Source organism: Sanguibacter suaedae, from assembly GCF_016342785.1.
GTDB classification, from domain to species: Bacteria; Actinomycetota; Actinomycetes; order Actinomycetales; family Cellulomonadaceae; genus Sanguibacter; species Sanguibacter suaedae.
On record NZ_JAEINH010000001.1, the window covers coordinates 181,092 to 201,887 of the forward strand.

The following is a 20,796-nucleotide window of genomic DNA, read 5'->3' on the forward strand; positions in this document are numbered from 1 at the left end:
TGTCAGGATTCCTCACATCGTCGTGATGACCTCGGGGTGCCCGTCGTCGTGCTTCGCGCGACCCCGGGCGGGTGTCTCGTCACCTATGCAAGCGTTTACATGTGGTGTGCGCAACTCATGAATCGTTTTCATCCCATAACGATTCAGTCACACGGCTCATGCGCGGGGCGCAGCGGTCGAGGCGCGCTCGACGAGGACCGTCGGGTGGACCACCAATGACGGCTCCCCTCGCCCGGCGATGAGGTCGAGCAGCAGACGGGCGGCCTGGGAGCCTTGGCCGGAGGCGTCCTGCGACACCGTGGTGAGACCCACGAGCTCCCCGAGGTCGTGCCCGTCGATCCCCACCACCGACAGGTCCTCCGGCACCCGCAGCCCGCGGTCGCGGGCTGCGAGGATGGCCCCCATCGCCATCTCGTCGGACGCCGCGAACACGGCCGTCACCTCGGGGTGCGCGTCGAGCAGCGCGTGCGTGGACGTGCGCCCGCCCTGGATGTCGAAGTGCCCGTTGACCTCCCACCCGGCCTCCGGCTCGATCCCCGCCGCTCGGAGCACCTCGGACCAGCCCTGGCGCCGCCCCGACGGCGGCGACCACGAGTGCTCCTCGTCGGGCGTCCCCGTGACGTGACCGACCCGGCGGTGCCCCAGCCCCACGAGGTGCTCGGTCGCCTGCACCCCCGCCTCGTGGTCGTCGAGCCGCACCGTGAGGTGGTCGTCGCGCCCCGTACCGACGAACGCCACCGGGCGGTCCAGCCCCTCGAGCGCCTCGACCTCGAGGTCCGTGAGGGGCAGTCCCACCACGAGGACCCCGTCCACCCGGTGCCGCAGCACGCTCGGGTCCACCGGACGCCGCGGCACCTCACGGGCGATGTCGAACGTGTAGAGGAGCGCGTCGAACCCCACGGCACGCAGCGACCTCTCGGCACCCTCGATGACGTTGGCGAAGAACCACCGGTTCACCCACGGGGTGAGGAGCCCGATGGTCCGCGTGCGTCCCGACGCGAGGCTCGCGGCCGACGGCGAGGCCACGTACCCGAGGTCCCGCGCCACCGCCTCGACCCGCTTGCGGGTGATCGGGGAGACGTTCGGCAGGCCCCGCAGGGCACGGGAGACCGTCGCGGTGGACACGCCGGCCACCCGGGCAACCTCGTCGATGCCATGCGTCACGGAGACCGATTGTTCTCCACATCGACGCACGACGCGAACGTGCGGCCCCTCAGTCGCCGAGCAGGCTCCGCAGGACGGGCACCGCACCGTCGTCGAGGATCGACAGGGTCACCTCGTCGGCGGCGGCGATGACGGACGCGTCCGCGTGCCCCATGGCGACGCCCCGGCCCGCCCACGCGAGCATGTCGACGTCGTTGCCGCCGTCACCGATCGCCACGGTGCGCTCCACGGGGACGTCCCACTGCTCGCGCAGGCGCTCGAGCGCGTACGCCTTGGTCACGCCCACCGGGGCGATGTCCATCCAGTGCGTCCCGGCGATCATGAAGTACGTGTCGCTCAGGCCCAGCGCACGGACCGCGGCGCTGAACTCGCGCGTGGGCTGCTCCGCGTCGGCGACGACAACGCGCGCCGTGCTGCGCCCGCACAGGTCCTCGAACTCGACCACCGTGTGCAGGCCGTGGAGGTTCCGGTCGGGGAACGCCTGGTTCACCCAGTAGCCCACCCCGATCTCCTCGAGCGCCACCCTCGCGGACGGCATGTGCTCACGCATGACCTCCAGCGCCTCGCGGGGGTCGAACATCATGACGTCCTCGAGCTCGAAACCGCCCTCGGCCTCCGGCGTCACCCGGGCGGTGACCGACCCGTTGGAGCACACCACCCAGCCCTCGTCGATCCCGAGGTCGCGCGCCACGGGCAGGAGCGCCACGAGGGGGCGTCCGGTCGCGAGCACCACCTCGTGCCCGGCCGCCCGGACGTCCGCGACGGCCTCGCGCACCTCGTCCGACAGGAACTCGTCGTACGTCATGAGCGTGCCGTCGACGTCGAGCGCGACGATCCTGCTCGTCGCCGTGAGCGTCGGGGTCGCCAGCTCCGCCGTCATGCCTTCACGGGCTCCAGGACCTCGAGCCCCCCGAGGTACGGGCGCAGGCCCTCGGGGACGCGGACCGAGCCGTCGGCCTGCTGGTGGTTCTCGAGGATCGCGACGATCCACCGGGTGGTGCCCAGGGTCCCGTTGAGGGTCGCCACCGGTCGCGTCTCCCCCGTGGCGGTCCGCTCGCGCGTGCCGAGACGGCGCGCCTGGAACGTCGTGCAGTTCGAGGTGGACGTCAGCTCGAGGAACCGCTGCTGCGTGGGCAGCCACGCCTCGCAGTCGAACTTCCGGGCCGCGCTCGACCCGAGGTCGCCCGCCGCGGTGTCGATGACGCGGTACGGCAGCTCGGCCTTCGCGAGCATCTCCTCCTCCCACGCCAGGAGGCGCAGGTGCTCCGCCTCCGCGTCCTCCACCGGGACGTAGGAGAACATCTCGACCTTGTGGAACTGGTGGACGCGGATGATGCCCCGCGTGTCCTTCCCGTACGAGCCGGCCTCGCGCCGGTAGCAGGCGCTCCACCCGGCGTACCGGCGCGGCCCGGCCGACAGGTCGAGGATCTCGCCCGAGTGGTAGCCCGCGAGCGCCACCTCGCTCGTGCCCGTGAGGTAGAGGTCGTCGGCCTCGAGGCGGTAGATCTCGTCGGCGTGCTTGCCGAGGAACCCGGTGCCGGCCATGACGTCGGGCTTCACGAGGGTGGGCGTGATCATCGGTGTGAACCCGGCCTGGTAGGCCTGGTCCATGGCGGCGTTGAGGAGCGCGAGCTCGAGGCGGGCCCCGATGCCGGTGAGGTAGTAGAAGCGGGCGCCCGACACCTTGGCGCCGCGCTCGGTGTCGATCGCGCCGAGACGCTCGCCGAGGTCGAGGTGGTCGCGGGGCTCGAAGCCCTCGGCGGCGAAGTCGCGGGGCGTGCCCTCGGTGCGGAGCACCACGTAGTCGTCCTCGCCGCCGGGAGGGGCGCCCTCGACGATGTTCGCGATGCGGTACGTGAGGTCGTCGAGGGCGCGCGCGGCGGCGTCGGCGTCGGCCTGGAGGGCCTTGACCTGCTCGGCGAGCTCCTTGGTGCGGGCGAGGAGCGCGGCCTTCTCGTCGCCCTGCGCCTTGGCGACGTCCTTGCCGAGGGACTTCTGCTCCGCGCGCAGCTGCTCGTACCCGGTGAGCGCGGACCGGCGGCGGGCGTCGGCGTCGAGGAGCTCGTCGACGAGCGCGGGGTCGTCACCGCGCGCCGCCTGGCTGGCGCGGACGAGGTCGGGGTTGTCGCGGACGGCGCGGAGATCGATCACCGGTCAAGAGTATCCACTGGGCACCGGAGCTGCCGTCGTCCCGAGCGGGTGTGCCGATCTGCACCTACGGTGAGCGCATGGAACTGGAAGTCTGGCTGCTCGTCGCAGCAGTCGTCGTCGCGCTCGTGGCGTGCGGCCTGTCCGTCGTCGTCGTCCGTCAGCAGCGTGACCTGCGGTCGGCGCTCGACGCCCGGGAGGCCGCACCGGCGGCCTCGGAGCCCGAGCCGCCTCGTGGCCCCCTCCTGGCGTTCGTGGCGAACCCGTCGAAGAGCGGGACCGAGGTCATCAAGCCAGCGCTGCTCGCCCGCTGCGCGGCGGAGCACCTGCGGGAGCCCCTGTGGATCGACACGACGGTGGAGGACCCGGGCGTCGGGCAGGCCCGGGAGGCCGTGAGCCGGGGCGCCGACGTGGTGGTGGCCGTCGGTGGCGACGGCACGGTGCGTGCGGTGGCCGAGGGGCTGGTGGGGAGCGACACCCCGATGGCGCTCCTGCCGCTGGGCACGGGGAACCTCCTCGCCCGGAACCTCGACATCTCGGTGACGGACCTCGAGGACGCGTTCGACGTGGCCCTGCACGGGATGGACCGGCGCATCGACATCGGGTGGCTGCAGGTGGACGACCCCGCCGAGCCGTCGGCGCCGGAGGGCGAGGACGTGCCGGAGGACGGCGACCAGGTGCCCCTCGAGGGGACGCCGCTCGACAAGGCCGCGGCGGAGCCGGTGCGTCACCTGTTCCTCGTCATCGCGGGCCTGGGCTTCGACGCCGCGATGGTCGCGGACGCGGACGCCAACCTCAAGGACAAGATGGGGTGGATGGCGTACTTCGTGGCCGGTGTGCGGCACCTGCACGGCAAGCGGCTGCAGATGACGATCACGCTCGACGACAAGACGCCGGTCGAGGCGCGGCTCCGCAGCCTCATGATCGGCAACTGCGGGAAGCTCCCCGGGGGCATCACCCTCATCCCGGAGGCGGTCATCGACGACGGGATCCACGACGTCGCGGCGATCGACACGCGCGGCGGCCTGGTGGGCTGGGCGCAGCTCCTCGGCGAGGTCGTCATGCAGGGCTTCGGGGTGTCGAACGACCTCCCCAACAAGATCGGGCGCATCGACCACACCCGGGCTGAGCGGGTGCGGCTGCACGTCGAGGGCGGCGAGCAGGTGCAGGTGGACGGCGACGTCCTGGGACGCGCCACGGAGATCCACACATGGGTCGAGCCCGGCGCCCTCGTCGTGCGGGCCCCGGTCCCGCGCCTCGACGCCGCCTGACGGAGGGCGCGCCCGCCAGCACCGGCGGGCGGGCCGTCGCGGGGCACCGACCTAGGCTGTGGGGGTGAGCGCACCCACCCTGAACCCGACCGTCGAGCAGCGCCGCGGCGGCCCCGCCCGTCTGTTGGCGCGCGCCGTCTGTGCCGCGGTCGCCCTGACAGTCCTGGGCGGTACGGCCGTGGGCGTCGCCCACGCGGGCACCGACGACGACGCCCACCAGGTGCTCCTCGTCGGCACGGGCGGCGTGTCCTGGGCGGACGTCTCCCCCACCACGACACCGGCCCTGTGGTCGCTGGCCGAGGACGGCAGCGTCGGCAACCTCGTGGTGCGCAGCGTCAACGCCTCCACGTGCCCCGTCGACGGGTGGCTCGCGATCTCCGCGGGCACGCGCGCCGCCGACGCGTTCGACGCGAAGGACGACGCGTGCCGCGAGCTCGCGCCCGCGACGGGCGGCGCGCTCCCGGAGTGGGACGAGCTCCGCGAGGCTGTCGACGCACAGTCCTACGACGCGCCCCTCGGCGCGTTCGGTGACGCCGTCACCGAGGCGGGGACCGTCGCGACGGCCGTCGGCCCAGGAGCGGCGCTCGCCCTCACCACGCAGGACGGGGACGTCGCCGGCACCGCGATCACCCCCGGCGATGCCGCGGGCGCGACGGGCGACGCCGTCGCCGACGGGCTCGAGACGTCCGACCTCGTCGTCGTGGACCTCGGCGCCGTCCGCGAGGCAGGCTACGAGACGGAGACCACGGGTGGCGAGGTGTCGGGCGACCAGCCGCGACGCGCTCAGGACGTCACCGTCGTCGACGCCCGTCTGGCCGAGGTCCTCGCCGCCGCCCGCGACGCCGACCCCGGCCTCGAGCACACCACCGTCGTCCTCGCCTCCGTCGCCGACCCCAGCACCGAGCCCCGCCTCCAGGTCGCGGCCGTCCTCGCACCCGGGGAGGCGCCGGGCACGCTCCTGTCGAGCTCCACCCGCCAGCCCGGGTACGTCCAGGGCACCGACGTCCTGCCCACCGTCCTCGACCACCTCGACATCACCGCCCAGACCCGGCTCGTCGGCGCGTCCTGGACGTCCGACACCGCTGGGACCCCCGCCCAGGAACGCGTCGCAGACCTCGTCGACGCCGAGGACCACACCCTCGCCACACGCCCCCTCGTCGAGCCCTTCTTCCTCCTCTTCTGCGCCGTGAACCTCGTGCTCTTCGCCGCCGTCTCCTACGGATTCAGCGCCCGCGCCCGCCGCAACCCACGGATCGCCCGCACCGTCGCCGGACACCCCGGAGCGGTGCTGGGCTCCCTGCGCGCCACCGGCATCGCCATCGCCGCCCTGCCCGTCTCCACCCTCCTCGCCAACCTCGTCCCCTGGTGGCGCACCGGCGCACCAGCCCTCACGCTCACCGCCCTCGTCCTCGCCTGGATGGCGGCCCTCACCGCGCTCGCGGTGCTGCCCCCGTGGCGGCACCGCGTGCTCGGCCCGGCGACCGTCGTCACCGTCATCACCGCGCTCGTCCTCGCCGTCGACGTCGCGACCGGGGCTCGCCTCCAGGTGTCCGCCCTCATGGGCATCCAACCGACCGTGGGCGGACGGTTCTACGGCTTCAACAACACGGCGTTCGCGCTGTTCGCGGTGACCACGGTGCTCGCCGCCGCCGCGGCGGCCGACCCGCTCGTCGCCGCAGGACGACGCCGGCTCGCCGCGGGCGTCGTCCTCACCATCGGCGCGGTGGCCGTGGTCCTCAACGGCTCGCCCGCCCTGGGGGCCGACTTCGGGGGGCCCCCAGCCCTCGTGCCCGCGTTCGTCGTCCTCGCGCTCCTCGCCGCCGGGGTCCGCCTCACCTGGCAGCGCATCGTCGGGGTGCTGCTCGCCGCCGTCGTCGTCGTCACGACGTTCGCCGTCGCGGACAGGCTGCGCCCCGAGGAGGACCGCACGCACCTCGGACAGCTCGTCGACACCGTGCTCGACGGCGGCCTCCTCGACGTGGTCCTCCGCAAGGCCGAGGCCAACCTCTCCACGCTCACCAACCCCCTCGCGATCGTGGGCGTCGCCGGGATCCTCGTGGTCGTCCTCGTCCTCGGGCGCCCCCTGCGCGCCGCGACCCTCGACGACGGCGGGGAGCACGCCGGCTGGTGGACGGACGGCGCACCGCTCACCCAGATCAGCACCCGCTCCCCCATGGTCCTGCCCGGCGTCGTCACCGCCGGGACGGCCCTCGGCATCGGGACCCTCGTGAACGACTCGGGCGTCGTCATCCTCGGTGTGGGCCTGGCGGTCCTCGTGCCGCTCGTCGCCGCGACCTACGCCTCGTGGATGCTCACGCTGCGCCGCGACCCCGCCGAGCAGGAGCCTCTCCGAATGCCGTGACCAGCCCCCGAGGGTACTTTCGTCACGCACCGCCACCCCCTCGACGGAAGGCTCCCATGACCCTCTACGGCTTCCACGCCTCGCACGAGCAGGTCCACCCCAGAGCACTCCTCGACGCCGTGAAGCGGGCGGAGGCGGCCGGGTTCGAGGCCGCCATGTGCTCCGACCACTTCGCCCCGTGGAGCGACCGGCAGGGCGAGTCCGGCTTCGCGTGGTCCTGGCTCGGGGCCGCCCTCGAGGCGACGAACCTGCGCTTCGGCGTGGTCAACGCCCCCGGGCAGCGGTACCACCCGGCGATCATCGCCCAGGCCGCCGCGACGCTCGGGGCCATGTACCCGGGTCGCTTCTGGGCGGCGCTCGGGTCCGGCGAGGCCATGAACGAGCACATCACCGGCGACGCGTGGCCCCGCAAGGAGCTCCGTGACCAGCGCCTCGAGGAGTCCGTGGACGTCATCCGGGCCCTCTTCCGCGGCGAGGAGGTCAGTCGCGAGGGGCTCGTCACCGTCGACCGGGCCCGCCTGTGGACGCTGCCGGAGACCCAGCCCGCGCTCATCGGACCCGCCGTGAGCGTCGCGACGGCCGGTCGCGTGGCCTCGTGGGCCGACGGCCTCGTGACCATCAACCAGCCGCACGACCACCTGCGCGACATGATCGCCGCCTACCGCGACGCCGGCGGGAAGGGCACGCTCGCCCTGCAGATCCACCTGAGCTACGCCCGCACCGAGGACGAAGCCCTCGCCGTCGCCCACGACCAGTGGCGCAGCAACGTGTTCGCCCCGCCCCTGTGCTGGGACCTCGACACCCCGGCGTCGTTCGACGAGGCGTCGCGCCACGTGGAGCCCGACGACGTCCGCTCCTCCGTGGTGGTCTCGGCCGACCTCGGCGAGCTCGTCGACGTCATCGGCGGGTACGCGGACCTCGGTTTCGACGAGGTGTACCTGCACCACGTGGGCAAGGAGCAGACGGAGTTCATCGACGTGTTCGGCGAGCACGTGCTCCCCGCGCTGCGCGCTGCGGGCACGACCGCGACCACCGGTGGGGTGACCGCATGAGGATGACCGACACGTCCGACCTGTGGTGGAAGACCGCCGTCGTGTACTGCCTGGACGTCGAGACGTTCATGGACTGGAACGACGACGGCGTGGGCGACCTCGACGGTCTCGCGCACCGCATGGACTACCTCGCCGAGCTGGGCGTCACGTGCCTGTGGCTCATGCCGTTCTACCCGACGCCCGACAAGGACGACGGCTACGACATCACCGACTACTACGGTGTGGACGCCCGCCTGGGCCACCACGGCGACCTCGTGGAGATCCTCCGCACGGCCCGCGACCGCGGGATGCGCGTCATCGCCGACCTCGTGGTCAACCACACCTCGGACAAGCACCCGTGGTTCAAGGCGTCCCGGTCCAGCAAGGACAACCCGTACCGGGACTTCTACGTGTGGCGCGACGAGCCGCCCGCGAACCCGGCGGACACCGTCTTCCCGGGTGAGGAGGACGGCGTGTGGGAGCTCGACGAGAAGACCGGCCAGTACTACCTGCACTCGTTCTACTCCCACCAGCCCGACCTCAACGTGTCCAACCCGAAGGTCCGCGAGGAGATCGCGAAGGTCATGGGGTTCTGGCTGGAGCTGGGGCTCAGCGGGTTCCGCGTGGACGCCGTCCCGTACTTCCTCGAGGCCGTCACCCCCGAGGACCCGGAGGACCGCGACGGGCCCGGCCGGGACTCCGCCGCGGACGGCACGGGCGACGACGACTACTCGGACCCGCACGAGTACCTGCGCTCGCTGCGCGGGTTCCTGGGCCGGCGCACGGGCGACGGGATCCTCCTCGGGGAGGTGAACCTGCCCCGCGAGGAGCAGGTCACGTACTTCGGGGGCGACGAGGCCGACGAGCTCACCATGCAGTTCGACTTCGTGGGCATGCAGAACCTCTACCTGTCCCTCGCGCGCGGTGACGCCCGTGCCGTCGCGCAGGCCCTCGCGGACCGTCCCCGGTTGCCGCGCGAGGCGCAGTGGGCGAACTTCGTGCGGAACCACGACGAGCTCACGCTCGACAAGCTCACCGAGGAGGAGCGCCAGGAGGTCTTCGAGGCGTTCGCGCCCGAGGAGGAGATGCGCATCTACGGGCGGGGCATCACGCGCCGCGTGCCGTCGATGCTCGAGGGCGACCCGCGGCGCATCCGCATGGTGTACAGCCTGCTGTTCTCCCTGCCCGGCACCCCCGTGCTGTTCTACGGGGAGGAGATCGGGATGGGCGAGAACCTCGACGTGGGTGGCCGTGAGGCGGTCCGCACGCCCATGCAGTGGTCGTCCGGCCCCAACGGCGGATTCTCCCGGGCGTCGGAGCGACGCCTCGTGGCGCCCCTCGTGGAGGGCGGATTCTCGCCCGAGCACGTGAACGTCGCGGACCAGCGCCACGACCAGGACTCGATGCTCGCGTTCGTGCGGACGCTCATCGCGCAGTACCGGAACTCCACGGAGATCGGGTGGGGCGACGTGCGGGTCCTCGACCAGCCGCACACGTCCGTCCTCGCCCACGAGGTGGCCGGGGCGCAGGGCCAGATGATCGCCCTGCACAACTTCGGTCCCGAGCGACTCACCGTCCCGATCACCGTGCCCGACGGCACGGGGACCACGCGCCTCGTCGACCTCCTGCAGGCCGGCGAGACGGACGTCGCCGAGGACGGTAGCGCCGAGGTGGTCCTCGACGGGTACGGCTACCGCTGGTTGCGCGTCGTCCACGAGGACTCCCGCAGACTCCTCTGAACCGTGCGAGCGGCCGTCCCGGGGCTTCTACTCCTCGGGGCGGCCGCCGCGGACGGCCTCACCGAGGGCGCGGACGCGTCGGGCGTTGATGGCGAGGACGACGTCACGGTACTGGGCGGCGCGGTGCAGCTGGCCGCGCAGGTCCGTGCCCGACGGGCGGTGCCGCAGGTCGCACGGGACCTCGAGCGCGACGTAGCCGAGGCGCACGAGATCGATCGTCAGACCCGTCTCGACGCCCCAGCCGCGCGCGAGCGGGGTGGCCGCCTCGAAGGCCTCACGGGTGAGGCACCGCATCCCCGACAGGGGCTGCGTGGGCATCCACCCGGTCATCGACGCGATCGCGCGGCGCGCGGCGCCGACGACGACGCCCCGGCCTCCCGCACCGGCCTGGGGCGGGAGGAGCGCGATGGTCATGTCCGCGCGGCCCTCGAGCACCGGCGGGACGAGGGGCGCGGTGTTCACCGCGGTCTCGGCGAGGTCGCCGTCGATGAACAGGAGCAGGCGCGGCGGGCGGGCGGGCGCGTCCCGCATGGCGACGACGGCCGCACCCGTCTCCATGGCGGCGGCCTTGCCGCGGTTGTGGGAGTGGCGGACCACGACGGCCCCCGCGTCGCGGGCGACGTCCTGGGTGTTGTCCAGGCTGCCGTCGTCGACGACGAGCACGAGGTCGACGTGCGGGATGGCCTTCGCGGCGCGGACCGTCGCGGCGATGCGCCGCGACTCGTCCTTGGCGGGGATGACCACGGCGACGCGCTGGCGCAGCGACTCGCGCTCGGTGAGGGACGACGTCGCGGACTTGGCCCGCCGCCCGCGGTTGGTCCCCGGGCCCTGCCCGGTCGTCCCCTCGGCCCCGGTCTCTCGATCCGCGCTCACGTCGTCAACCCTCGTGGTGTGGTGTGTCTGATTCCTGGCGAGCCGGGTCCCCGTCCCGCGTCAGCGGAGGGTGACCTGGCGGGAGACGATCCCTGCGCGGGCTCGTCGTTCGTCGGCGTCGAGCGGTGCGTCGACCGCGAGCGCCGCCTCGAGGGACGGCCAGAACTCGGCGACGGCGCCCTCGATGTCCTCGGCCTCGGAGCCCTTGGGGAGCTCCCAGACGGGGATGACGATGCCGGACGCCCGGAAGGCCCCGAGGAACTTGGAGCCCGCGAACCCGGACTCGCGCTTGGCGTGGAGGCGGGCGATGGCGTCGATGACGGTGTCCTCGCTGTGGGGCATAGCCCAGCGGAGGTACTCGCGGGCGCCCATGCGGCACCAGTAGGCGCTGTCGACGGTGGTGAGCTTGCGGGTCTCGATGATGGTCGAGTTGGCCTCGTCGAGGGACGCCTTGATGTCGGGCGTGATCTCGGTGTCGGGGTCCATCCAGTAGTCGAAGCCGTCGTGGACGGTGACCTCGAAGGGGACGGCCGGGTCGAGGATGTCCTGGAGGCGGGGGCCGGGACCGGGGAGGACGGTGCTGGTGAGGGAGGCGCCGGGCTCGAGCTCGAGGGCGTCGAGGACGGTCTGGGCGAGGTCGCGGCTGGCGTCGCCGGACCCGGCGTGGGTCTGGAGGGCGACGAGGACGGCGCCGTCGGCGCGGTGCAGCGCGGGCCATGCGCCGGGGAGGACGGTGGTGAACGTGATGTCGCGGGCGCCGTGCTCGGCGGTGGTGCGCGCGGTCGCGGTGGCGGCCGGGACGACCTCGCGGAGGGCCACGAGGTCGGGCTCCCCGTCGAGACCCTCGAAGGGGCGCAGCACAAACTCCGGTGACGTGTTCTTTGCCATGGCATGAGCCTACCGGCAGTCGGCGGGCGCCCGCCTCTGCGGGCCCCGCGCGGCACCCCGCGCACGGTGGCGCGGACGGCGCCTCTCGTCCTGCCGAAACCGGGTCCCACGTGCCAAGATCGAGCCATGGACCCGCGCGCAGGAACCCACGCCCAGCCAGAAGACCTCATCGACGTGGACGCCGTCGTCGGTGCCTACTACGACCTCGCCCCGGACGTCGACGACCCGGCCCAGAAGGTCGTCTTCGGGACGTCGGGTCACCGGGGCTCGAGCCTCGACCACGCGTTCAACGAGCCGCACATCATCGCGACGACGGCGGCCATCGTGGAGTACCGGCGGTCGCAGGGCACGGACGGGCCGCTGTTCATCGGACGGGACACGCACGCGCTGTCGCTGCCGGCGTGGCAGACGGCCCTCGAGGTCCTCGCCGCGGCGGGCGTGCAGACGTACGTCGACGCGCGCGACTCGTACACGCCCACGCCTGCCGTGTCCCACGCGATCCTGCTGCACAACGAGGCGACGACGTCGCAGGGCGTGCGGACGTCGGGCCCCGGGCTGGCCGACGGCATCGTGGTGACCCCGTCGCACAACCCGCCGCGCGACGGTGGTTTCAAGTACAACCCCCCGCACGGCGGGCCCGCGGGCTCGGAGGCGACGTCGTGGATCGCGGACCGCGCGAACGAGATCCTGCGCAGCGGCGTCGGTCAGGTGCGGCGCGTCCCCCTGGAGCAGGCCCTGGCGGCGGACACGACGCTGCGCCACGACTACCTCGCGGCGTACGTGGACGACCTGGCGACCGTCGTGGACCTCGACCGCGTCCGTGAGGCGGGCGTGAGCATCGGCGCCGACCCCCTGGGTGGTGCGGCCGTCGAGTACTGGGGGGCCATCGGCGAGCGCTACGGCCTGGACCTCACCGTGGTGAACCCGCAGGTGGACCCGCGGTGGGCGTTCATGACCCTCGACTGGGACGCGAAGATCCGCATGGACTGCTCGTCGCCGTACGCGATGGCGTCCCTCGTGGAGACCATGAAGGGCGACGCGCCCTACGACATCGCGACGGGCAACGACGCCGACGCGGACCGGCACGGGATCGTCACGCCCGACGCGGGCCTCATGAACCCCAACCACTTCCTCGCGGTCGCCATCGACTACCTGTACGGCGGGGGCCGCCCCGAGTGGCGCATGGACGCCGCGATCGGCAAGACCCTCGTGTCGTCGGCCCTCATCGACCGGGTGGCCGCGAGCCACGGGCGTCGCCTCGAGGAGGTGCCGGTGGGCTTCAAGTGGTTCGTGCCCGGCCTGCTCGACGGGTCCGTCGGGTTCGGCGGCGAGGAGTCGGCCGGGGCGTCGCTGCTGCGCCGCGCCGGCGGCGTGTGGACCACCGACAAGGACGGCATCGTCCTCGCCCTCCTCGCCTCGGAGATCCTCGCCGCCACCGGGTCGTCGCCGTCGGAGCACCACGCCCGCCTCGTGGAGCGTCACGGACAGTCCTGGTACGCACGGGTCGACGCCCCGGCGACCCTCGAGGAGAAGGCCACCCTCTCGCGGCTGTCGCCCGACCAGGTCACGGCGTCGACCCTCGCGGGTGAGAGCATCCACGAGAAGCTCACGACGGCCCCCGGCAACGGCGCCGCCATCGGCGGTCTCAAGGTGACCACGCCCAACGCGTGGTTCGCCGCCCGCCCGTCCGGCACGGAGAACGTGTACAAGATCTACGCGGAGTCGTTCGTCTCCGAGGAGCACCTGGGCGAGGTCCAGGAAGCGGCTCGGGCGCTCGTCTCCGACGCCCTCGCCTGACCGCGACGCCTCCCGGCCGCGGCCACCAGAACGCGCGGGGCGGGGGTGGCGGGACCGCGCCGCCCCCCGGCCCCCCCCCCCTGCCGGTCCGGGCGGGCGGTCCCGGTACTCGTCGTGGCGCTTGACGTAGTCACGGACGAAAGCGCACTCGGGGATGACGGTCATCCGCTCGGCGCGCGCGTGGTCCAGCGCGGTCCGGGCGAGGGCCGACGCGAAACCCTGGCCCTCGTGGTGGGGCTGCACCACGGTGTGCATCACCACCATGGAGGCCTTGCCGGCCGCGGTGCCTGCCGGGACGTGGTCGTACTCCAGGTACCCGGCCGCCTCACCGTCGACCGTCACCTCGAACCGGTGGGCGTCGGCGTCGTGCGTCACAGGGACGTCGGGCTTCTCGTCGTGTCCGCTCATCCACCCATGATGCCTCCATCACACCGGGCCCGCCCGGGTGCGCCGCACCGGCCGTGAGCGGCCACCCGGTGGGACACTGGGAGACGTGCCGACCGACCAGCCCGACGTCCCCCGAAGCCCTTCGGAGGGCTCGCCCGAACCCGTGACCCGCGCCTCCCGCAACCCCTACCGGGCGATCCTCACCATCCCCGGCGCGGCGCGCTTCTCGTCGGCCGGGGCCCTGGCCCGCCTGCCCATGTCGATGGTGGGCATCGGCATCGTCCTCATGCTCCAGCAGATCTACGGGTCGTACGCGCTCGGGGGTCGCGTGAGCGCCGCGTACATCGTGGCCCAGGCGATCTGCTCGCCGCAGATCGCACGCCTCGTGGACCGCCAGGGGCAGCGGCGCGTCATGCTCCCCCTGTTCGTCGGGACGTGCGTGTCGCTCGTGGCGCTCATCCTCTGCGCCCAGCTCCGCGCGCCCGAGATCCTCCTCTACGTGTTCGCCGTGACCACCGGCGCCACCATCGGGTCCGTCGGGTCGATGGTCCGCGCCCGGTGGTCGTACCTCGTCACCGACCCTCGGACCCTGCACACCGCCTACTCGTTCGAGGCGGCCGTCGACGAGCTGTGCTTCGTGGTGGGCCCCATGCTCGCCACCATCCTCGCGACATCCGTGACCCCCGTCGCCGGTCTCGTCGTGCCGCTCGTCGCCGTGGCCGTCGGCGGGTTCGCGTTCGTGTCGCTGCGCGCCACCGAACCCCCGCCCTCCGTGCCCGTCCCCGGCGAGAAGCGCCCCTCCGTGCTCCTCAACCTCGGGATGCTCGCCGTCATCGCCGTGTTCGTCGGCATGGGCACCGTCTTCGGGGCCACGGACGTCGCGACCATCGCCTTCGCGGAGGAGGCCGGGCACGAGGCGCTCGCCGGCGTCATCCTCGGCGTCTTCGCCACCGGGTCGCTCATCTCCGGGCTGCTGTACGGAGCCAAGCACTGGCTCTCACCCCTGTGGTTGCGGTTCGTCCTCGGCATGGTGCTGCTCGCCGTCGGGGTGTCCCTGTTCTTCTTCGTGACGTCACTGCCCGTCCTCGCCGTCGTCATGTTCGTCACCGGGTTCGCCATCGCGCCCACCCTCATCAACGGCAACAACCTCGTCCAGGTCCTCGTCCCACCGTCACAGCTCACCGAGGGCCTCACCTGGGTGGGCACCGCCCTCGGCGTCGGCGTCTCCGTCGGCACGTCCGTGGGCGGCGCCCGCATCGACGCCGCCGGCGCCCACGGCGGCTTCGAGGTCGTCGTCCTCGCCGCGGCGTTCTCCGTGGTCGTCACCCTCGCCGCCGCGGGCACCCTCCGCCGCAGGACCGCCGCGGCGCCGACGTCGGAAGCCGTCTGATCCTGGGTGCTGCTCCTCTGAGCCCACCCACCCCCGGACCACCGGTAGCCCTCCGGACGCGGCGACCCCACCGGGTGCCGCAGCGCTGGGCGCGCGCCCGGCAAGGAACCGGCGCACGATGGGACGGTCCCCCTCGTCACCGGTGAAAGGACCTCCGTGGCCAAGAACACCCGCACCCAGACCGTCGCCGACCAGCTCGTCGCGCAGGTGGTCGCCGCCGGTGCCACCCGCATCTACGGGATCGTCGGCGACAGCCTCAACCCCGTCGTCGACGCCGTGCGGCGCGCCGCCGACGACGGCGTCGACATCTCCTGGGTGCACGTCCGCCACGAGGAGGCCGCCGCGTTCGCCGCCGCCGCCGAGGCCGAGCTCACCGGGAACCTCGCCGTCTGCGCCGGGTCCTGCGGGCCCGGGAACCTCCACCTCATCAACGGCCTCTACGACGCCAACCGCTCCAAGGTGCCGGTCCTCGCCATCGCCAGCCACATCCCCAGCAAGCAGATCGGCACCCAGTTCTTCCAGGAGACCCACCCCGACCGCCTCTTCACCGAGTGCTCCGTGTACTCGGAGATGATCTCCTCCCCCGACCAGGCGCCCCGGGTCATCGCCTCCGCCATCCACCACGCCTACGGCAGCCCCGGCGTCTCCGTCCTCACCCTCCCCGGCGACGTCGCCGACATGGACGCACCCGCCCCCGTCGCCCAGGTCACCACACGCCCCGCCCGCCCCCGCGTCGTGCCCGACGCCCAGTCCGTCCAGGACCTCGCCGACGCCATCAACGCCGCCAAGAAGGTCACGATCTTCGCCGGCGTCGGCGTCCGCGGCGCACGCGAGGACGTCCTCGCGCTCGCTGACAAGATCGCCGCGCCCGTCGGGCACTCGCTGCGCGGCAAGGAGTGGATCCAGTACGACAACCCCTTCGACGTCGGCATGTCCGGGCTCCTCGGGTACGGGTCCTGCTACGACGCCACGCAGGAGGCCGACCTCCTCGTCCTCCTCGGCACCGACTTCCCGTACGACCAGTTCCTCCCGGAGGACGTCCGCACCGCCCAGGTGGACATCGAACCCACCCACCTGGGCCGACGCACCCGCCTCGACGTCGCCGTCGTGGGCGACGTCGGCGAGACCGTGCGCGCCCTCCTGCCCCTCGTCGAACCCGCGAGGTCGCGGAAGTTCCTCGACTCCATGCGCAAGGCCCACCTCAAGTCCATGAACGGGGTGGTCGGCGCGTACAAGGGCCGCTCCGCCGAGACCCTCACCCCCATCCACCCCGAGTACGCCGCGGACCTCCTCGACCAGGAGGCCGCCGACGACACGGTCTTCACCGTCGACACCGGCATGTGCAACGTGTGGGCCGCCCGGTACATCAACCCCAACGGGCGCCGACGCGTCATCGGGTCGTTCATCCACGGGTCCATGGCCAACGCCGTCCCCCACGCCATCGGCGCCGCGTTCTCCAACCCCGGCAGGGAGGTCGTCGCCATCGCCGGCGACGGCGGCCTGTCGATGCTCCTCGGCGAGCTCGTCACCATCAAGCACTACGACCTCCCCGTGAAGATCGTCCTCTTCGACAACGCGACCCTCGGCATGGTGCGCCTCGAGATGCTCGTCGAGGGCCTCCCGTCCTTCGGGACGGACTCCCCGTCCGTCGACTACGCGGCCGTCGCTCGCGCCCTCGGCATCCACGCCGTGCGCATCGAGGAACCCGGAGACGTCCGCGCCGCGCTCCGTGAGGCCCTCGACCGCCCCGGCCCGGCGCTCGTCGACATCGTCACCGACCCCCACGCCCTGTCCATCCCACCCACCATCACCGCCGGGCAGGTCCGCGGGTTCGCGACAGCCATGAGCAAGGAGGTCCTCGGCGGCGGCGTCGGCGAGGTCGTGTCCATGGCCCGCTCCAACCTGCGCAACGTCCCCCGCCCCTGACCCGCTCCTCCCACGCGGACCCGCCCGACGCCGGGCGGGTCCGCGTCGTCGCGTCACGGGGAGGACTGCCCATCATGGTCACACCGCAGAAGCCCCCTTCTCAGATACAGTTCAGGCAAAGACCTGGTGCACGCTCAGAGGGGACCACGACCGCATGCTGACCTTCATCGTCATCGGGGTGGTGGGCCTGCTCCTCGTCGCAGGCTCGCTCGTCCTCGGGGACTTCATCGACGTGGGCGACGGCGCCCTGTCCGGGACGTCCCTCGGCGTCGGGGCCATGGTCTTCGGGTCCGTCGGTGCCATCGTCCTCAGCAACGACCTGCCCATGTGGGGTGCGTACGTCGGATCCGCCGTCGTGGCGCTCCTCGTCGTCGTCGTCGTCCAGCTGTTCGTCAAGCGCCTCCGCGACACCGAGGACGGCCAGCCCGTGTCCCTCGTGGGCGCGCACGGCGTCGTCACCTCCGACATCACCGGTGGCCGCGGCGAGGTGTCGCTCGACACCGAGCTCGAGCGCAGGCTCGCCTGGGCCGACACCCCCATCCCGCAGGGCACGCGCGTCGTGGTCCTCGAGCAGTCCGGCGGTCGCGTGCGCGTCGAACCCACGACGCCCCCCGCCACCACGGCATAGACCTACAGCCCACCCCACCGGAAGGAGTTGCCCCACCCGGGGCAGTCACCCATGCCAGACAACACCGTCACAGTCATAGCCGTCGTCGTACTCGGCATCGCGTTCTTCGCGGTCATCGCGTTCATCGGCAAGCGCATCCGGCGCGTCCCCCCGAACGAGGCCCTCGTCATCGTCGGACGCGGCGCAGGCCGGGCCGCCGCCACCCAGGGCGGCCAGCGCGTCGTCGTCGGTGGGCGCGTGTTCGTCTGGCCCATCCTCCAGCAGGGCTTCGCGATCTCCCTCGAGCAGCGCCAGATCGGCATCACCGTCGAGGGCGTCGACAAGAACCGCATCAAGATCGCCATCAAGGCGTCCATCAACTTCAAGGTGCGCGGCGACGAGGAAGGCGTGCGCAGGGCCGCGCAGCGCTTCCTGTCCCAGCAGGGCACCCTCACCGAGATCATCAAGGAGTCCCTCGAGGGCTCGCTGCGCTCCATCGTCGGCGACATGACCATCGAGCAGATCATCTCCGACCGCAAGGGCCTCTCCGACCGCGTCGTCGACTCCACCAAGCTCGACCTCGCCGAGCAGGGCCTCCAGGTCGACCTCCTCAACATCTCCGACATCTCGACCCCCGGGTCGGACTACCTGGGCAACCTCGGCCGTGCCGAGAACGCCCGCGCCCGTCAGGTCGCCGAGGTCTCCGAGGCCGAGGCGCAGCGCGCCTCCGAGTTCGCCGTCATCGAGGCGCAGGAGCAGGTCGCCGAGCGTCGCAAGGCCCTCGACCTCAAGCAGGCCACCATCAAGGCGCAGACCGACCGCGCCAACGCCGAGGCCGAGGCCGCCGGGCAGCTCGCCCGCGCCGAGCAGGACCGTCTCGTGGCCGCCCAGCAGCGCGAGGCCCTCGCCGAGCAGGCCAAGGTCACCGAGGAAGAGCTCGACATCTCCATCCGCAAGCCCGCCGAGGCCGACGCGTACGCGTCCGTGCAGCGGGCCACCGCCGAGCGTGACGCCGCGAACGCCGCCACCGAGGCCGACGCCTTCAAGCGCACCACCATCGCCGGCGCCAACAAGACGGCAGCCATCCAGGACGCCGAGGCCGCCGCCGAGGCCGTCCGTCGTGCCGGTGAGGCCGAGCGTGACCGCCAGGTCGCCCTCGCCGTCGGTATCCGCGCCGAGGGTGAGGCCCGCGCGGCCGCGACCGAGGCCGAGGGACGCGCCGAGGCAGCAGCGCTCGACGCCAAGGCCGAGGCGCTCAAGAAGTACGGCGAGGCCGCACTCGTCCAGGAGCTCATCGAGCGCCTCCCGGAGATCGTCCGCGCGGCCGCAGAGCCCATCGCCAGCATCCAGGGCATGACCATCGTGTCCACCGACGGCGCGTCCGCGGTCACCAAGAACGTCGCGTCCGTGCTCAGCGAGGGCCAGGGCGTCATCAAGGAGCTCACCGGGGTGGACCTCAACCAGCTCCTGTCCCACCTGACGTCCGGCACCACCACGACCGCCGGCAGCGCGACCGGCACCGCCGGTCGGACCGACGCCTGACCACGGGGAGCCCGACCGCGTGACCGACCCCGCACCCGCAGTCCCGGAGCCGCAGCACCTCGTCGTCATGGGGGTGAGCGGCTCCGGGAAGTCGACCGTGGGCGCGCTCCTCGCCGAGCGCCTCGGGTGGACCTTCACGGACGCCGACGACCTCCACCCGGAGGCCAACGTCACGAAGATGCGCGCCGGGACGCCCCTCGACGACGACGACCGCGCCCCCTGGCTGGTCGCCGTGCGCGACGCCATGAGCGTCCGTGCGGCGGCCGGCCGGTGCGGCGTCGTCGCCTGCTCGGCCCTCCGGCGCACCTACCGGGACGTCCTCGCCGGCGCCGAGGGCCGGGTGCGGTTCGTGCACCTCGACGTCACCGGCGAGGTCGTCGCCTCCCGCGTCGAGGCCCGCGAGGACCACTTCATGCCCTCCACCCTCGTCGCGTCCCAGCTGGACGCCCTCGAGCTCCTCGCCGTCAACGAGGACGGTCTCGTCGTGCCCGTCCTCGGGGACGCCGACGAGGTCGCCGAGCGCATCGTCGAGCACCTCGGCCTGCGCCCCTGAACCCGCCCGCCGGCACGGCTGCCCTGGTAGCGGGTCCGCCCTCGGACCTCAGGACAGGACGGGCTCCAGGCGCTCCACGGCGCGCGTGACCAGCGCCTCCCCCGACGCCCCGTGCGGCGCGAGGGCATAGCCCAGCCGCACCGACACCGGCGTCTCGCCCGGGCGCAGCACACCCTCGTGGACGAGGGCCCGCACCGCGGACTGCCCCGCGCCCCCCAGGCGGTCGGCAACCCCCCGCACCTGCTCCAGGGCGTCGTCCAGGGACACCGCCGCCACCGGGGCGAACACCCCGAACTGCGTCCCGCCGAGCCGCCCCACCGCGGACCGAGGCACGAACTCCTCCCGCAGACGCCGGGCCACCGCCGCCAGCACCGTGTCGCCCGCGAGGAACCCGTGGCTGCCGTTCACCGCGGCCACCCCGTCGACCGTCGCGACGAACACGGCCACGAAGTCGTCCTGCTCCGACGCCGCCCGGGTGTGCACGTCGAGCGCACCCAGCCACGCGTGCCGGTCACGGATGCCCGTGAGGGCATCGTGGTCGGTGCGCGCCACGAGCTCGCCGGACAACGAGTGGATGAGCGACGCCACGTTCACCGCACCCCACACCTGGGACCGCACCACGAGGTCGTCGTACCGGCGGCGACGTGGGCGCGCCATCGCCACCCGCAGCGCGTCGGACACCGACCACCACGGGTCCACGAACGTGGGGCTCCAGTCGGTGAGCTCGCTCACCGGCTTGCGGTACAGCAGCGCCCGGCCGTACCCGAGCTCCCCGGACATCGCCGCGAAGCACCGGTCACGGGTGACCAGACCCACCCGGTGCGCGTCGGCCACGTCACGCACCCCGATGCACTCGACGCTGTCGGACCGGAAGATCTCCTCGAGGGCGCGGCAGCTCAGGGTGGAGTCCACGACCTCCACGGGATGAGCGACGTCGGCGACCACTGGGGCGCGACGCGCGACCGGCTGATCGACGTGCTGAGCAGGGCGGGAAGAGTTCATGCACGCATCGTCGCGGGCGGATCGGCGGACTTCACCGACAGTTCACCGTGGGCGCCGAGAATTCATCGAGCACCAGGGTGAAGCGCCCCGGACCAGGAGTGTGTCCCTGGTCACGT

The 20,796-nt window shown here is 72.8% G+C and carries 16 protein-coding genes and 1 pseudogene; 10 read left to right on the forward strand and 7 right to left on the reverse strand.

Annotation, left to right across the window (positions count from 1 at the left end):
* Positions 1 to 156: 156 nt before the first annotated feature.
* From JAV76_RS00885 to serS, 3 genes are read right to left on the reverse strand one after another with little or no spacing between them, the layout of a single operon-like run.
* Positions 157 to 1,164 (reverse strand): LacI family DNA-binding transcriptional regulator, encoded by a 1,008-nt coding sequence (locus JAV76_RS00885; protein ID WP_198732128.1) that lies wholly within the window; start codon positions 1,162 to 1,164, stop codon positions 157 to 159.
* A 49-nt stretch (positions 1,165 to 1,213) separates the two neighbouring features.
* Positions 1,214 to 2,044, reverse strand: a complete 831-nt coding sequence (locus tag JAV76_RS00890; RefSeq protein ID WP_198732129.1) for an HAD family hydrolase — start codon at positions 2,042 to 2,044, stop codon at positions 1,214 to 1,216.
* On the reverse strand, positions 2,041 to 3,315 hold the full coding sequence (serS, locus tag JAV76_RS00895; RefSeq protein WP_198732130.1) for a serine--tRNA ligase: 1,275 nt from the start codon (positions 3,313 to 3,315) through the stop codon (positions 2,041 to 2,043). Before serS ends, JAV76_RS00890 begins: the two co-directional genes overlap by 4 nt.
* 77 nt (positions 3,316 to 3,392) lie before the next feature.
* Between serS and JAV76_RS00900 the strand changes: the two genes are divergently transcribed.
* The 4 genes from JAV76_RS00900 (at position 3,393) to JAV76_RS00915 (ending at position 9,715) form a co-directional block, all read left to right on the forward strand.
* On the forward strand, positions 3,393 to 4,583 hold the full coding sequence (locus tag JAV76_RS00900; RefSeq protein ID WP_198732131.1) for a diacylglycerol/lipid kinase family protein: 1,191 nt from the start codon (positions 3,393 to 3,395) through the stop codon (positions 4,581 to 4,583).
* Between the two features lie 64 nt (positions 4,584 to 4,647).
* Positions 4,648 to 6,945, forward strand: coding sequence for a hypothetical protein (locus tag JAV76_RS00905; protein ID WP_198732132.1), 2,298 nt, complete (start codon positions 4,648 to 4,650; stop codon positions 6,943 to 6,945).
* A gap of 56 nt (positions 6,946 to 7,001) precedes the next feature.
* Positions 7,002 to 7,997 carry a TIGR03885 family FMN-dependent LLM class oxidoreductase gene (locus tag JAV76_RS00910; RefSeq protein ID WP_198732133.1) on the forward strand — a complete coding sequence of 332 codons (996 nt, stop codon included), beginning with the start codon at positions 7,002 to 7,004 and terminating at the stop codon, positions 7,995 to 7,997.
* Positions 7,994 to 9,715 carry an alpha-amylase family protein gene (locus JAV76_RS00915; protein ID WP_198732134.1) on the forward strand — a complete coding sequence of 574 codons (1,722 nt, stop codon included), beginning with the start codon at positions 7,994 to 7,996 and terminating at the stop codon, positions 9,713 to 9,715. The genes JAV76_RS00910 and JAV76_RS00915 overlap by 4 nt, the downstream gene beginning before the upstream one ends.
* Positions 9,716 to 9,742: 27 nt before the next feature.
* Here JAV76_RS00915 and JAV76_RS00920 read toward each other — a convergent pair whose 3' ends face one another.
* Both JAV76_RS00920 and JAV76_RS00925 read right to left on the reverse strand, forming a co-directional pair.
* Positions 9,743 to 10,588, reverse strand: a complete 846-nt coding sequence (locus JAV76_RS00920; protein ID WP_198732135.1) for a glycosyltransferase family 2 protein — start codon at positions 10,586 to 10,588, stop codon at positions 9,743 to 9,745.
* Positions 10,589 to 10,648: 60 nt separating this feature from the next.
* The gene (locus JAV76_RS00925; protein ID WP_198732136.1) at positions 10,649 to 11,476 is read right to left on the reverse strand and encodes a DUF5926 family protein; all 828 of its coding nucleotides are present in this window, start codon (positions 11,474 to 11,476) and stop codon (positions 10,649 to 10,651) included.
* 126 nt (positions 11,477 to 11,602) lie between these two features.
* Between JAV76_RS00925 and pgm the strand changes: the two genes are divergently transcribed.
* Complete coding sequence (gene pgm / locus JAV76_RS00930) at positions 11,603 to 13,273, forward strand: phosphoglucomutase (alpha-D-glucose-1,6-bisphosphate-dependent) (protein WP_198732137.1); 1,671 nt, start codon at positions 11,603 to 11,605, stop codon at positions 13,271 to 13,273.
* Positions 13,274 to 13,384: 111 nt separating this feature from the next.
* Here the strand turns inward: pgm and JAV76_RS15320 are convergent.
* A pseudogene (locus tag JAV76_RS15320) lies at positions 13,385 to 13,681 on the reverse strand (GNAT family N-acetyltransferase); the annotation flags it as partial.
* Positions 13,682 to 13,766: 85 nt separating this feature from the next.
* On the opposite strand from JAV76_RS15320, the gene JAV76_RS00940 reads away from it, so the two are divergent.
* The 5 genes from JAV76_RS00940 to JAV76_RS00960 all read left to right on the forward strand — a co-directional run bounded on the left by JAV76_RS00940 (position 13,767) and on the right by JAV76_RS00960 (position 19,678).
* Entirely contained in the window at positions 13,767 to 15,050 is a 1,284-nt protein-coding gene (locus JAV76_RS00940) for an MFS transporter (protein WP_198732138.1), read from the forward strand.
* Between the two features lie 156 nt (positions 15,051 to 15,206).
* Entirely contained in the window at positions 15,207 to 16,976 is a 1,770-nt protein-coding gene (locus JAV76_RS00945) for a pyruvate dehydrogenase (RefSeq protein ID WP_198732139.1), read from the forward strand.
* Positions 16,977 to 17,130: 154 nt separating this feature from the next.
* On the forward strand, positions 17,131 to 17,604 hold the full coding sequence (locus tag JAV76_RS00950; RefSeq protein ID WP_198732140.1) for an NfeD C-terminal domain-containing protein: 474 nt from the start codon (positions 17,131 to 17,133) through the stop codon (positions 17,602 to 17,604).
* Positions 17,605 to 17,655: 51 nt separating this feature from the next.
* A complete protein-coding gene (locus tag JAV76_RS00955; protein WP_198732141.1) occupies positions 17,656 to 19,125 on the forward strand; it encodes an SPFH domain-containing protein in 1,470 nt (489 codons plus the stop codon).
* A gap of 19 nt (positions 19,126 to 19,144) precedes the next feature.
* Entirely contained in the window at positions 19,145 to 19,678 is a 534-nt protein-coding gene (locus tag JAV76_RS00960) for a gluconokinase (protein ID WP_307843935.1), read from the forward strand.
* Between the two features lie 48 nt (positions 19,679 to 19,726).
* Here JAV76_RS00960 and JAV76_RS00965 read toward each other — a convergent pair whose 3' ends face one another.
* A complete protein-coding gene (locus tag JAV76_RS00965) occupies positions 19,727 to 20,680 on the reverse strand; it encodes a GGDEF domain-containing protein (protein ID WP_198732142.1) in 954 nt (317 codons plus the stop codon).
* Between the last annotated feature and the right edge of the window lie 116 nt (positions 20,681 to 20,796).